General features: G+C 34.7%; 13 protein-coding genes and 1 pseudogene. 5 read left to right on the forward strand and 9 right to left on the reverse strand.

Going from position 1 to position 13,896, the window contains the following annotated elements:
• Positions 1-82: 82 nt before the first annotated feature.
• Positions 83-658 (forward strand): annotated as a pseudogene (locus P8I29_05565) (DNA-3-methyladenine glycosylase I).
• A gap of 59 nt (positions 659-717) precedes the next feature.
• Positions 718-1,347 (forward strand): peroxiredoxin, encoded by a 630-nt coding sequence (locus tag P8I29_05570; GenBank protein ID MDG1917270.1) that lies wholly within the window; start codon positions 718-720, stop codon positions 1,345-1,347.
• 66 nt (positions 1,348-1,413) lie between these two features.
• Here the strand turns inward: P8I29_05570 and P8I29_05575 are convergent, their stop codons facing one another.
• The 8 genes from P8I29_05575 to dapF all read right to left on the reverse strand — a co-directional run bounded on the left by P8I29_05575 (position 1,414) and on the right by dapF (position 9,704).
• Positions 1,414-1,830 (reverse strand): DUF2141 domain-containing protein, encoded by a 417-nt coding sequence (locus tag P8I29_05575; protein MDG1917271.1) that lies wholly within the window; start codon positions 1,828-1,830, stop codon positions 1,414-1,416.
• A gap of 13 nt (positions 1,831-1,843) precedes the next feature.
• Complete coding sequence (locus P8I29_05580; protein ID MDG1917272.1) at positions 1,844-2,608, reverse strand: hypothetical protein; 765 nt, start codon at positions 2,606-2,608, stop codon at positions 1,844-1,846.
• A 92-nt stretch (positions 2,609-2,700) separates the two neighbouring features.
• Positions 2,701-3,966: a DEAD/DEAH box helicase gene (locus tag P8I29_05585; protein MDG1917273.1), complete on the reverse strand. Its 1,266-nt coding sequence runs from the start codon at positions 3,964-3,966 to the stop codon at positions 2,701-2,703.
• Positions 3,967-4,138: 172 nt separating this feature from the next.
• A complete protein-coding gene (locus tag P8I29_05590; protein ID MDG1917274.1) occupies positions 4,139-5,524 on the reverse strand; it encodes a phosphoglucomutase/phosphomannomutase family protein in 1,386 nt (461 codons plus the stop codon).
• Positions 5,525-5,531: 7 nt separating this feature from the next.
• Complete coding sequence (gene mltG / locus P8I29_05595; GenBank protein MDG1917275.1) at positions 5,532-6,584, reverse strand: endolytic transglycosylase MltG; 1,053 nt, start codon at positions 6,582-6,584, stop codon at positions 5,532-5,534.
• On the reverse strand, positions 6,584-8,416 hold the full coding sequence (locus tag P8I29_05600) for a tetratricopeptide repeat protein (protein MDG1917276.1): 1,833 nt from the start codon (positions 8,414-8,416) through the stop codon (positions 6,584-6,586). The genes mltG and P8I29_05600 overlap by 1 nt, the downstream gene beginning before the upstream one ends.
• Before the next feature lie 5 nt (positions 8,417-8,421).
• Positions 8,422-8,937: a GNAT family N-acetyltransferase gene (locus P8I29_05605; GenBank protein ID MDG1917277.1), complete on the reverse strand. Its 516-nt coding sequence runs from the start codon at positions 8,935-8,937 to the stop codon at positions 8,422-8,424.
• The gene (gene dapF, locus P8I29_05610; GenBank protein ID MDG1917278.1) at positions 8,931-9,704 is read right to left on the reverse strand and encodes a diaminopimelate epimerase; all 774 of its coding nucleotides are present in this window, start codon (positions 9,702-9,704) and stop codon (positions 8,931-8,933) included. The genes P8I29_05605 and dapF overlap by 7 nt, the downstream gene beginning before the upstream one ends.
• A gap of 126 nt (positions 9,705-9,830) precedes the next feature.
• On the opposite strand from dapF, the gene P8I29_05615 reads away from it, so the two are divergent.
• The 3 genes from P8I29_05615 to P8I29_05625 are packed head-to-tail and all read left to right on the forward strand — an operon-like array spanning position 9,831 to position 12,557.
• Positions 9,831-11,273, forward strand: coding sequence for a glyceraldehyde-3-phosphate dehydrogenase (locus P8I29_05615; protein MDG1917279.1), 1,443 nt, complete (start codon positions 9,831-9,833; stop codon positions 11,271-11,273).
• A gap of 3 nt (positions 11,274-11,276) precedes the next feature.
• Positions 11,277-11,855, forward strand: coding sequence for a hypothetical protein (locus tag P8I29_05620; protein MDG1917280.1), 579 nt, complete (start codon positions 11,277-11,279; stop codon positions 11,853-11,855).
• Positions 11,856-12,557, forward strand: a complete 702-nt coding sequence (locus P8I29_05625) for a methyltransferase (GenBank protein ID MDG1917281.1) — start codon at positions 11,856-11,858, stop codon at positions 12,555-12,557.
• Here P8I29_05625 and P8I29_05630 read toward each other — a convergent pair.
• The gene (locus P8I29_05630) at positions 12,547-13,875 is read right to left on the reverse strand and encodes a saccharopine dehydrogenase NADP-binding domain-containing protein (protein MDG1917282.1); all 1,329 of its coding nucleotides are present in this window, start codon (positions 13,873-13,875) and stop codon (positions 12,547-12,549) included. The two genes, P8I29_05625 and P8I29_05630, sit on opposite strands and share 11 nt — an antisense overlap.
• Positions 13,876-13,896: the final 21 nt, after the last annotated feature.

A 13,896-nucleotide genomic window follows, 5' to 3' on the forward strand; every position in this document is an offset into this window, starting at 1 on the left:
AGAATATTTGCCACAAATATCGTTATTTTGAAAAAATATGTTGTTAGAAAAAGCAATAGTTTTGAACGAAATACGATCACTTATGAAAAAACGATGTCAATGGCCTTCAACAGTAGAAATGGATTACCACGATACCGAATGGGGCGTTCCTGTTACAGATGACAAAAAATGGTTTGAATACCTCGTATTGGATACCTTTCAGGCTGGTTTGAGTTGAAAAATCATTTTGCAAAAAAGAGAAGGTTTTAGGAATGCTTTTTATGATTTCGATGTGCATAAGGTAGCTCAAATGACAGAGGAAGAAATGGCTAAACTCAAAGAGGACTCTAACATCATTAGTAACCGATTAAAAATTAAAGCTACCGTAAGCAATGCCCAAGCCTTTATTGATATTCAAAAAGGATTTAGCAGTTTCAACACTTACATTTGGCAATTTACAGATGGTAAGGTTATTCACAATCGTTATCAACATTTGTCTGAAATACCCACTACCACCCCCCTTTCTGATAAAATGAGTAAAGATTTAAAAGCTAGAGGATTTAAATTTGTTGTAAGTACTATTTGTTACGCTTTTATGCAAGCCTCAGGTCTAGTAAATGATCATACTATACATTGTTTCAGATATCAAGAAATACAAAAAATAAGTTTCGATAAGTAGTTCTTTATGCTTAAATTTGCACCTTATTTAAAGTAACTCAATAAATTAAATTTAAAAATATGGTATTAGTAGGAAAAAAAGCACCAAAGTTCAACACTAAAGCTGTTGTTAATGGTGGAGAAATAGTTTCTGACTTTTCATTGGAACAATTCATAGGTAAAAAGCACGTGTTGTTTTTCTTTTACCCTAAGGATTTTACTTTCGTATGCCCATCAGAATTGCATGCTTTTCAAGCTAAATTAGACGAATTTAAGGCTAAAGGTGTTGAAGTAGTTGCTTGTTCAACGGATACTCCTGAAAGTCACTGGGGATGGTTACAAGTTGCTAAAGAAAACGGTGGTATCAAAGGCATCACTTACCCTATAGTTGCAGATGTTGCCAAGACAGTAGCCGAAAACTTCGGTGTATTAGCAGGTGACTACTTCGTTAATGAAAATGACGAACTAGAAGCTGATGGCCCAATGATTGCCTACAGAGGGTTATTCCTTATCGACAAAGAAGGTGTTGTGCAACACCAAATTGTCAATAATTTCCCTTTAGGGAGAAATGTAGATGAAGCTCTAAGAATGGTAGATGCTTTACAGCATTTTGAAGAAGAAGGCGAAGTTTGTCCAGCTAACTGGTCAAAAGGTAAAGAGGCTATGAAAGAAAGTTTTGCTGGTGTAGCAGACTACCTTTCTAAGCACTAGATAATTCGTAAAATATATTCAATTAAAAGCCCGAGCGTTTGCTCGGGCTTTTTTTATGGGATAACATCAATTAACCGTATATGTATAGGTATCTTTTTGCAGACTAAATTGACAATCCTTAAAAGATGGTTTTTTCAAAAAAGGTTTGTAATTATTTGAAAAACCAAAGGGTTCTTTAGGAATACCTGCAAAACTTAGATTACATACATTATCAGAATTAACATCTTGATATAAAGATATAGCATAATTGCCTTTAGGTATGTTTTTAAGGCGAAGAATTAAACTATCGCTTTTAGCTTTTTTGGAATATTTTTTAAAGGATTTATTTTTTAAAAGGAATACTTCCGGATCATTAAAAATAGCGAGTTCTATACTTCCTTTTCGTTCAGAAACATTAGTAACCACTACTTCTATTTCGCACTTATTCTTTCTAGGAAAGAGAAAAATCACCAATAGGACAAGTACTATAAGTAAGTAACGCATACAATCTCACTTTTTAGTTTTCCTCATAATCACCTAACCAAAAGACACCAACTGGAATAAGGTCATAAGAAACCAAACCTTCAGCCGTAAAAGGCAAACTATCGCAAAGGGCTCTAGCTTCATCTTTACTATCACTATTGATGAAAAAGACGAAATCTGTAATATTGTTATTTCTTCGTTTGTAAGCATCTTCTTCTCCAGAGAGTTCCCAATATACATTTTCTATACTGCCTTGCTGATATAGGGATTTAATGGAATTGGCTTGAGTTTGAATCATTTGCAGATTCTCTTCTTGCTTAATTTCTTCAAGTACTTTCCATACGGAAACATAAGATCTACGAATGCCGTTTGCTTGTATGGCTTCAGCGTTTCTACCAAACCACTTGCTTCCTACTGGAAAGACACTAAAAGTGGCTATTCCATTTTTAACTACTGATAATGAATTTAAGAATTCTCTAGCACTTTTGTAAGATTCTGCCTTCAAAAAATAACAGATATTAGGCAGATTCTCCACCACTGATATTTCCGAATCAGCGTTGTAGTAGGCATTTTCAATATCACCATTTCGCCACATGGCTAACATTTCTTCATTCATAGCAGGAAGATGCTTACGTATCATATCAGCATCATTAACTGCCCATTGCCATACTACGGCATAATTTTTAAGTTGTACATTAGAAATTACATTGTCAGAAGATTTTTTACACTCCGAAGTAGAGCTGTTGCCACAGGCAAAAAATAGCACTAATGCTATAATGGAAAAGATCGTTTTTTTCATCGTTTTAAGTTTTAAATAAGTTCAAATCAATGTTATTAAAAACTCATTAAAATTTAGTTATAAATAAACTTTAATTGACAATAAATAAGCTATTACCTTCTTCTGTTTCTATTAGAATTTGATGCGTTTTTTTTCTTCTTTCTATTGGCAAAGAACTCTTGTTTTCTCCTTTGCTTTTCTTTTTCTGCTTCTTTACGCTCTGCTGCAGTCATCGGTTTATCAGTCTGAGGAAATGGATTCTCATCGACAACATTAATCCTCTGTTTGGTTAGCTTTTCTATATCTTTTAAAAAAACTATTTCTTCGGGCTCACAAATAGAGATTGATATACCCTCTTCACCAGCACGACCACAACGACCAATACGGTGCACATAGGTTTCTGATTCGTTAGGAATATCATAATTGATAACAAAACGTAATTTATCAATATCTATCCCTCGTGCTGCAATATCCGTAGCAACCAGCACTCTAATATGTCCTTCCTTGAAATTTTTAAGTGCTTTTTGACGTTGGTTTTGTCCCTTATTACCATGGATAGCAGCGGAAGCAATGCCCTTCTTAGCAAGGTTTTTTACTATTTTATCTGCGCCATGTTTGGTCTTTGAAAATAATAGAACTTGCTTAATCTCTTTATTGTCGAGGATGTGTAATAACAAACTACTTTTACAGTTTTTATTTGTCATATAAACAAACTGCTGTATGGTTTCTGCTGTTGAAGATACTGGATTAACCACTACTTTCTCTGGATTATCTAATATCTGTCGAGATAAATCCAAAATGTTTTTAGGCATAGTAGCAGAAAAAAACAAAGACTGCCTTTTGTGTGGCAACATAGCTAAAATCTTCTTAATGTCGTGAATAAAGCCCATATCTAGCATTCTGTCGGCTTCATCTAAAACAAAGTATTTTACATTTTTTAAAGAAATATAACCCTGATTAATCAAATCTAGCAAACGGCCTGGTGTGGCTACCAACACATCAACCCCATTGTTCAATGCTTTGACTTGTGCACCCTGACCAACACCACCAAAGATGACGGTATTCTTCAGCTTAGTGTATTTCGAATAAGCTGTAAAACTTTCTCCAATTTGTATGGCAAGTTCTCTGGTTGGGGTTACTATTAACGACAATACTTTTCTTTGCCCCTTTGAATGCTGTCGCATATTCTCAAGGTTTTGAACAATAGGGATAGAAAAAGCAGCCGTTTTTCCTGTTCCAGTTTGTGCACTTCCTAATATATCATTCCCACTTAGGATTAGTGGTATTGCTTTAGCTTGTATAGAAGTGGGCTCAGTGTATTTTTGATCCTTTAATGCTTGTAGTATAGAAGGAATTAATTTTAAATCTTTAAAATTCATATATATTGATTTTCGCCATATTTTAGGTCATATTAGTCCTAAGGCGCTAATTGATAGGAAAAAGCAAATCTAATTGAATTTTAATAGAACAGGCTAAATATTATACAATGTTTGAACCTAAAGAAAAATAAGATTACGGATTTGCTTTTATTAAAAGATCAAAGCGTCAAATCTAATCTAGTAGAGCTTGATGTACCTTTTTAAGAATCTCAAAACACTTAGCTTGATTTTTAGCTTCAGCATAGGTACGCAATACGGGTTCTGTTCCTGAAGGTCGTATCATTATCCAACTGTCTGCATCGAAGTAGTATTTAAAACCATCAATAGTTTCTGTTTTTACTATTGGCATATCGCCAAAGGCTGTATAAACACCTTTCTCGCAATTCTCTACTATTTCTAACTTTTTAGCTTCATCAAGGTGTAAGTCTATACGTTCAAAGGCAAATTCCCCTACTATATCGTACACTTCTTGAATAAGATCGTCTAAACTCTTACCTGTCTTTGCCATGTATTCCCAAATGACTAAGCCCATCCATATACCATCTCTTTCAGGAATATGCCCTTTGATAGCGACACCACCAGACTCTTCACCACCTAGTAAAACATCTTCTTTGAGCATCACTCCTGCTACGTGCTTAAACCCTACTTTGACAATTTCGTGCTCCAATCCATAATGCTTACACATTTGCTCTACCTTAACTGAACAAGAAAAGGCTGTAACAATCTTGCCATTCATTCCCTTATATTTTACCAAATAATGAATTAACAACAAAATAATGTGATGAGAGTCAATGAAATCACCTTTGCTATTATAAAGCCCTATCCTATCGGCATCACCATCGGTAGCTAAACCGCAATCTATTTTGCCAGTAGTTTTGATATATTCTGAAAATTCTAAAAGATTTCTGTGTATAGGCTCAGGAGCAGTGCCTTTAAAACCGGGGTTATTAGTGCAATGGAATAAGGTCGTTTCAGGTAATAAAGCTGGAACAGCTTCTCTACCAGCACCATACATAGCATCATAACCCCAATTGAAATCTGAATTATTAATAGCCTCTAAGTCAAAATTAGCTTTGGCCTTATCCAAATACATCTGAACCAAATCAGCCGTTTCTACTCCATCCATTGTTAGGCTTTTTAAATCCAAGCCATGAGTATCAGGGATAATATCTTCTACCGCTTGTATATCGTCTGATAACAATGGACCTCCAAAATTCCCTTTAAGCTTGTAGCCGTTGTATTCTGGCGGATTATGACTAGCTGTAATAACAACACCCAAATCAGCTTTAAGCTCTACAACACCCAAAGAAAGCATAGGCGTACTCACAAAACGGTCTGCCATAGTTACCTTAATACCAAAATGGTTAAATACCTTAGCCGCTGTTTCAGCAAATAAAGGCCCTGCAAAACGACAATCGTGACCAATAACTACCGATGGATTATCGAAATTATCATTTAACCATTGTGAGGCAGCTACGGTTACTCGTGCTACATTATCTACAGTGTAGTCTTGTGCTATTATAGCTCTCCAGCCGTCAGTTCCAAATTTAATTTTCATAAATGTTTTATCTTTTAATGTTTCTGTTATTCAGGGCATTTCTATATTTAGCTGCATTAGCATAGTGTTGCAATCCAGATACGGCAAAATTATGAAATCCTGAAAAATCCTCTTTTGCACACATGTATAAATAATCATGCTTTTCGTAATTTAATACGGCATCTATAGCACGAATGGATGGTAAAAAGATTGGCCCTATAGGTAATCCTTTGTATTTGTATGTATTGAAAGGAGAATCGTATTTTAAATCTTTCTTCAGTACCCGTCTAATTGAAAAATCGCCAATGGCAAAAATCACGGTTGGATCGGATTGTAATTTCATACCCTTTCTCAGGCGGTTAATGTATAATCCCGCTACTATTGGCTGCTCACTTTTTTGAAGAGTTTCTTTCTCTACTATAGAAGCTAAAGTAACCACTTCTTCAGGAGATAAATTTAATTGCCTAGCTTTTGCCCTACGGCTATTATTCCAAAAATGATGGTGTTCTGCAACCATACGTGAAAGAAAATTCGTTACGGTAGTATTCCAATAAAATTCATAGGTATTGGGTATAAACAAACTACTGACATTAAAAGCATTTAACCCCACTTGATTTAAAAAAATGGTATCTAGCATAGCATCCAAAATCTCTAAAGAGTCTAATTCTATCTGAGAGGCTATTTTACCAGCAAACTCTTCTTTAGTACGCATGTTATTGAAAACTACATTGACAGGTGTTTGACGTCCAGAACGAAGCAGATTAACTAGCTCATTATTGTTCATGCCATCTTTTAAAAGATAACGACCCGACTTGATGTTATTGGTATAACGCTTCTGCTCCGAAATCCAACGAAAAGAAGACGAACTGATGATGACACCTTCATCTGAAAGTATCTGTAAAACATCCTCAAAACTAGCACCAGTAGGAATATAAATATAAACGTCTTTTTGATACTCTAAAGATACATTGGGCTTATATATTCTGCCTAAAAAAACCGATGCCGTAATAGCGCCACTTAAAAAAAGAACGCCTATTAAACTCCAAATAAATTTTGTAAAAAAACTTTTCTTCTTTCTCATTAAAGTGTACTCAAAAGATACTCAACCTTGGCGTTATCAGGGTCTATATCTAAAATTAGCTTCAAATATAACTTTCCTTTACTAATTTCACCTTTCAAAATCATTAAACTTGCTTTATTCAATAGAGATTGTATGTGTTGAGGGTTTAAATCTAAAGCATTATTGTAACAGTCCAAAGCGGCTTGCTGTTGTCCTTGCTGTAGCAAAACATAACCCAAGTTACACCATGCGTTTTCATGCTTTGAAAACTGCGCCAAAAGGGTTCTGTATTCTTTCTCCGCTTCTGGGTATAATAATAATGAGGAGTACATATCTGCTAACTTCAAGCGAAAATCTAATACATAAGGGCTCAAGTCCACTGATATCAGATAGAATGATAAACTTTGTTTACTCAACCCTTGATTTTGATAAGATTGCGCTATTCGATAAGCTGTCCAAGCATCAGAATTGTCATATGACTTCTTATCAAGAGATAAATCATCTAAAGAGTTACAAATATTTAAAATAGAAATATCATCTTCTTTAAGGTAGTAAAGGTGTATGCGTTCTTTAAAAGACTTTTCCAAAGAAATAGAATTTAATAAGCTAAGTGCTGAGTCGAGCAAATACGGTTGAGAATCAAATTTTTCGTACTGATATAAATAGGCTTTTGCTCTAGTTATTTTCGATGGATTAGAATTATTAACCGCCTCAAGTCCTATGAATTCACCCTTAGGATGGAGAGTGTCTTTAAGATTATGGATTCCTATTTTATGATCGTGAATACTCACATGTGGAATGTCAATTGTAGATGATGACGGCATATGACATTCAACGCAATTATTATTTTCTCTAAACTCATCTTTACAATCGTCATGACAAGACAAACATTTGTCGTTAAAGAAGTTTGGACTTTCTTTCTTAACCGAATGATGTGGGTTATGACAAGTAATACAATTCATTTCGGAATTGGTGAAACAAGCACTTTGCTTAAATCTATCCACATGAGAAGCCATAATGAAAGTGTTATCGTCTTTGTACCTAGGCACAAAGACGGTCATTACATCTGACAATTCCATTCCTGGCTTAAAATCCAAAAAGCTTTTACCTTCTTCTAAGACCGTATTTCCTTGAAGATGACAGCGCATGCAAATTTGAAATTGAGCCTCTAATGACAATTTTTTAGGGTTTACAATAGAGTAATCTATATGTTGTGAAGTATCTACTATTTCTCCGTTCATCATACGCTGAACGTGTAATTCACCGGGACCATGACAGCGTTCACAATCTATACCTTGAGGGATAGAATTGTATTTGTTTTCAGAACCTAAAACAAAGTCAGGCATTGCATTATGACAACTCATGCATTCTAAGCCTATTTTTCTAGAGAAACGGCTATTATACCCACCTTCAAAACCGGGTGGGAAATCCAAGTGCCCATCTTGGGTATAGTAAGTAAAAGGCATTTGATGAACATATCCATTTTCTTCCCACAAATGCGAATTAGTATGATGTCCTGAACCAACAATAAAATCCACATCTTCTATACGTTCACCGAAGTCATGTAACTCCTTTAATTTCAACACACTATCTTTCCAATATGGCTGATAATGAAAATTGTGAAAGGTGTCTTTTAATATAGATTTATCCGTAAAAATAGCTTCACTATTTGATGGCGTAGCTAAGGACATAGACTGTCCCATTCCAGTATGAATATAGGTTTGATAAATATCGTAATGACAAGCCATACAACTTTCCTTCCCTACATAGGCTACCGTATCATTATGATTGAGATAAGAGGTATAGGGCTCAACCTTGCTCGTACAACTGACTAAAGCAAAAAATATGTACACATAAACTAATCGCACAACAATTGAAACATCAATTCATCTTCCCAACCATTGGGAGATTTATTCCATTTTTTCTTTGCTCCAATCAACATAAAGTCTAATGAGCTGAATAGGTTTATACTAGGCTGATTACTAGCTGATATATTGCAATACAACTGATTGAGTTGTAATTTGAAAAAAGCATACTCTATCATCAGTCTAAGAGCTTCTTTGGCATAACCCTTTCTCCTATCTGACTCTTGAACAATCCATATACCCAAACCAGCTCTCATGTGAATAGGTTCAAAATCAAAAAGCTCTATGGTGCCAATAGAAACTCCATCTTTTTCAATCATTAATCGAAGTTGCTTTGCTGTAAATATATCTTGATGTGCATTTTCTAGATATCTTGATAAAATATGCTTTGAAAAAGGAGCATATGTTTGGCTTATTTTCCAAATAGTAGAGTCGTTTTCCCATTGGTAAAATAAATCTAAATCTTCTGGCTCTAAAGCCCTCAACTTAATATTTTCTCCTTCTAGCATATCGTTTCTCCTTTAAAAACACAGCGATATGGACCCATTAAATTTATAGCTGTATAATTTTTGTCTTTATCAAAAGTTACTTTTAAATCACCACCAAAGGCCTTAACTTCTATGGATTGTGTGCTTATTAATCCAGACTCAAAAGCCGAAAGAGCTGAAGCAACAATACCTGTACCACAAGCTAAAGTTTCATCTTCCACACCCCTTTCATAAGTTCTTATATACAATTTGTCATCATTAAACTCTACAAAATTGACATTCGTGCCATCATCCTTAAAACGTGTATTATAACGTATCTTTTTGCCCTCACTAACTACATCTAAATCGTTTATTGAATCAACAAATTTAACATAATGCGGTGAGCCTGTATCTAAGAAGAAATACCCTTCACCAACTTCAATGTTATGAACATCTTGCATTCTTAAAGTAACCTCTGACTGACTCCATATCGCTTGATGAGCACCGTCACATGCTAAAAAATGACATTCTTTGTCAAATAGGTTCAATTGTTTAGCAAAGTCCACTATGCACCTTCCACCATTGCCACACATAGAACCCAATTGACCGTCGGCATTGAAATAAATCATTTCAAAGTCATAGTTTTCTACCGATTGTAATAAAATTAAGCCATCAGCTCCAATTCCTTTTCTTCGGTTACACAGGTGTTTGATAAGTTTATGATTTGAAGTATCGAAACGCTTAGCCCGATTGTCAATCATAATAAAGTCGTTTCCAGCACCCTCATATTTGTGAAACTCTATTTTCATGCTTCAAATTTAAGTAAAGCAAACGTATTTTGTACACTTTTCATTTTTCTAAAATTTTATTGTTTGTGAATATCAAAACTGTAAATTTGCCGAAACTAACTAACATACCTTTACACCTTACTTAAAATGAAAACTGAAAATTACGATAACGAGTTATCCCTCTGGATAGAGAAAGAAAAAACAACATCTGAATTATCTAATGTTGTTAGCCGTTTAATTCTGGAGTGTTCTACTGAACTAGTTATGTTTAGAAACAGGATGACCCACTTAAGTATCAGTGAAATATTGAATCTTCATGATTATGCCGCTAAATTTGTTAAACAAAACATTAGTGTGCATCAAACATTGCCATTAGCAAAAGCTATTTTAGAAATGGGCATCAAAAACACTAAAATAGATCTTGGGAAATTAGCCTATGAATGGAATAAAGAAAATAAATCCGATGACGAACTAAATAACTTTATTAAAGATAAGCTATCTATTTATAGCAATACTGATAATAACTTATCACCAAAAGATGTTATTCTTTACGGTTTTGGTCGTATCGGTCGATTAGTAGCCAGAGAACTGTTCTTACAAGATAATGCTGGTGGTCAATTGAGACTGAGAGCCATTGTTACTCGAAGTAATTCAGAAAAGGATATTACCAAAAGAGCTTCACTACTACGAACAGACTCTGTTCATGGTGTATTTACTGGAACAGTAAAGGAGGATTTTGAAAATAAAGCCTTGATTATTAATGGTCGTTCAGTAAAAATGATAGCGGCAAAGAGTCCTGATTCTATTGATTATACCGAATATGGAATCAATGACGCTTTAGTAATTGACAATACGGGAGTATTTAGAGATAAAGAGGCTTTGAGCCTACATCTTAAATCAAAAGGTGTAGCTAAAGTTTTATTGACTGCTCCTGGAAAAGGTGTTCCTAATATTGTCTTTGGCGTCAATCATAATGTAGATATTGACCATCAAGATATTTTTTCTGCTGCATCGTGTACCACCAATGCTATTACTCCAATATTAGAAGTCGTAGAAAAGAATTTAGGTGTCGTAAAAGGGCATTTAGAAACTATTCACGCTTATACCAACGACCAAAACCTAGTGGATAATATGCACAGCAAATACCGAAGAGGTCGTGCTGCAGCTTTGAATATGGTTATCACTGAAACAGGCGCTGGAAAAGCTGTTACTAAAGCAATACCATCATTAGAAAATAAATTAACATCTAGTGCAATTCGTGTTCCTACTCCCAATGGTTCATTAGCCATATTGAACTTAACAATAGAAAAAGAAACGACTTTAGAAGGTGTTAACAACTTAATCCACAATGCCGCTTTTGACTCTGAATTGGTAGAGCAAATCCGCTTTTCAGTAAATAATGAACTCGTATCATCGGATATCGTTGGTGATAGTTGCCCTTCAATATATGATAGTCCAGCAACACAAGTTTCAAATGATGGTAAATCTATTGTACTATACATATGGTACGATAATGAATACGGATATACCCGTCAAGTGCTTCGTCTAGCAAAACATATCGCTAAGGTGCGCAGAAATTGTTATTATTAATATATGCTATCTAATATTAACCTTAATCAGAAAGCTTTTATCCTATACAAATGGTTTAACTCTCTGTTTTTAGGCCTTTCTATAGGTAGTGTGTTTACTATCTATGAACCTTTAGAACCATCGGTATATTCGCTTGGTGGTATCGTTTTAGCAGCTGCAATGATAATTGTTGCTAAGTATTACTACAAAATTTTAAACGCCTATTACTTTTTTAGAATTTCTCTAGCTGTTGAAGTTATCGTATTGGCTATGCTAGTCGCTTTTTTGATTTTTTCTTATAGTTATCAAATAGCCCTTTTAATATACATTGGTTATCAGATAACTTTTGTCTTTGGCTCTTATTTGGTACGTGCCGAAACTTTAGTATTCAAAGAAGATAGTATGCTTACCAAAATAGATATGGCTAAACAAATTGGCTACCTAGTAGGTATGGCTGCCTCTTATACCTTTTACAAAAGCGTAGAGCACTTTGACCTATTGTCTGAAAAACAAGAACAAGTCTATTATATTCACTTTCTTTTAGTTGCTATTGAGCTAATGGTTATTATTTTACTCTGGAAAGCCTTTAATGATAAACGCTAAATGACTTTTCATTTCAAATCGTTTAGCATTATTCAAGAGCAATCTGCTATGAAAGTGGGAACAGATGGAGTTTTACTTGGTGCTTGGGTAAATCCAACTTCATACCCACAAAAAATACTAGATATAGGCACAGGAACAGGCTTAATCGCTATAATGTTAGCGCAACGCTTTACTGATAGCCAAATACAAGCCATCGAAATTAATGAATTGGCAGCACAGGAAGCTGAGTTGAACGCACAGTCCTCACCATGGTCAGACAGAATTTCAGTAAAACATTGTTCACTACAGGATTATACTCATTCATCAAATTATGATTTGATTGTATGTAACCCACCCTATTTTAGAAACACTACCCAATCTCAAGACCTTGCTCGAGCAACAGCCAGAAATAACGATAGTTTAAGTTTAGAGTATTTAATAGAGGCATGTCTTAATCTTTTAAATGAAAAAGGACAGCTTACTATTATTGTGCCAGTCGATGAATATGAAAATATAAAAACAAAAGCCAAAAATGTAGGCTTTTACATTACTCAAATGTGTTGGGTGAAAGGAAATCATACTAGCCCAGTAAAACGCTTACTAATTTCTCTAAGTAAGAAAAAAGTTCTCTTAAATGAATGCTATTTAACCATAGAAAACAGCCGACACAACTATACAGAGGACTATAACAAACTGTGTGAAGATTTTTATCTTAAGTTGTAAATTTTTCCTCTACAAAATCTATTCCAAATTCTTTTAATTTTTCGAGAACAGGCAAGTATATTTCTTTATCAATAGGTATCCTTACTCCCGTTAGAGAAATCTTACCATTTAGAATGAGTTCTGTAGCGATAGCTACCGGTAAACCTACTGTCATACTCATAGCGGTATGGGCTTGGTCTTTGCCTCTAAGAACCAAGGATGATTTTAAATGGTAGCTCTTCGCATTCAAGGTATAATCGAACAAATGCTGCATTACAATCATATCCTTATCATCGGACTGCAAAGCCCATTTGTCTTCCAATAAATGTTGTAAAACTTGAGCAGGACTACCCTCCTCTAATCCTATCATTTTATCCTCAAACAAGCCTAGCCAAGCCAGTTTATCAAGTATGTTTTGGTCAACAGAAAAATAAGATTGTAATTTATCCTCTACACTCCTTACATCATCATACACTAAAAATGAATTGGTAAACTCTCTCCAAGTCATTTCTGACAAATTAGAAATTTTGAAAGAATCATCAGTCATGCCTAATTGCACAAAAACATCCCATGCTTCAGAAAAACCAGGTCTTCTTAGCGTTCCTCTAAACATAGTTGGAATATCCTTGAGGTTATAGGTTTCTCTGTAGGAAAGAGAATCTCTATTGGCGTAACCTTCAAATTGCCCCTCATCTAGAACTTCAATCAAATCTGTTCTACTGAATAATTTACCGTAAGGAATGTATTTAAGCTGTTTATTTCTTATGAATTGTGCTGTGCCCTGCCCTGCTAAAACCACATTTCTAGGGTTCCAAGTAAACTTATAATTCCAAGGGTTGTTGTCGTATTCAGGGGCTACAAGTCCACCGCAGAAAGATTTGAAAAGTGTTATTTGACCTCCTTGTTCTTGAATCTCATCAATGATTTTTTTTGCAGATAGGTGGTCTATTCCAGGATCTAAACCCATTTCATTAAGTAATAAGACCCCTTTTTCTTTAGCTTTTTCATCTAGAGTCTTTATTTGTTCAGACACATAAGATGCTGTAATCATATTTACACCTTGAATAACACAATCTTCAGCTAATAATACATGCATACTTGCAGGTAACATAGACACGACTATATCAGCATCACGAATAGCATCATTACGTTGCTCGACATCAAAGACATCAAATTCTAAGGCTTTACCATTATGGTGGTTATTTACCTTTTGTAAAGCTAGATTATAATCATAATCAGCAACCGTAATTTGCCAATTATTAATATCTGATTTTTCTAGAAGGTAGTCTATTAAAGATGTAGCGGACAATCCAGCACCAACAACCAATATTCGTTTCATATCTTTATTTATTGAATGGCT

Source organism: Flavobacteriales bacterium, from assembly GCA_029248105.1.
Taxonomy (GTDB): Bacteria; Bacteroidota; Bacteroidia; order Flavobacteriales; family UBA7312; genus UBA8444.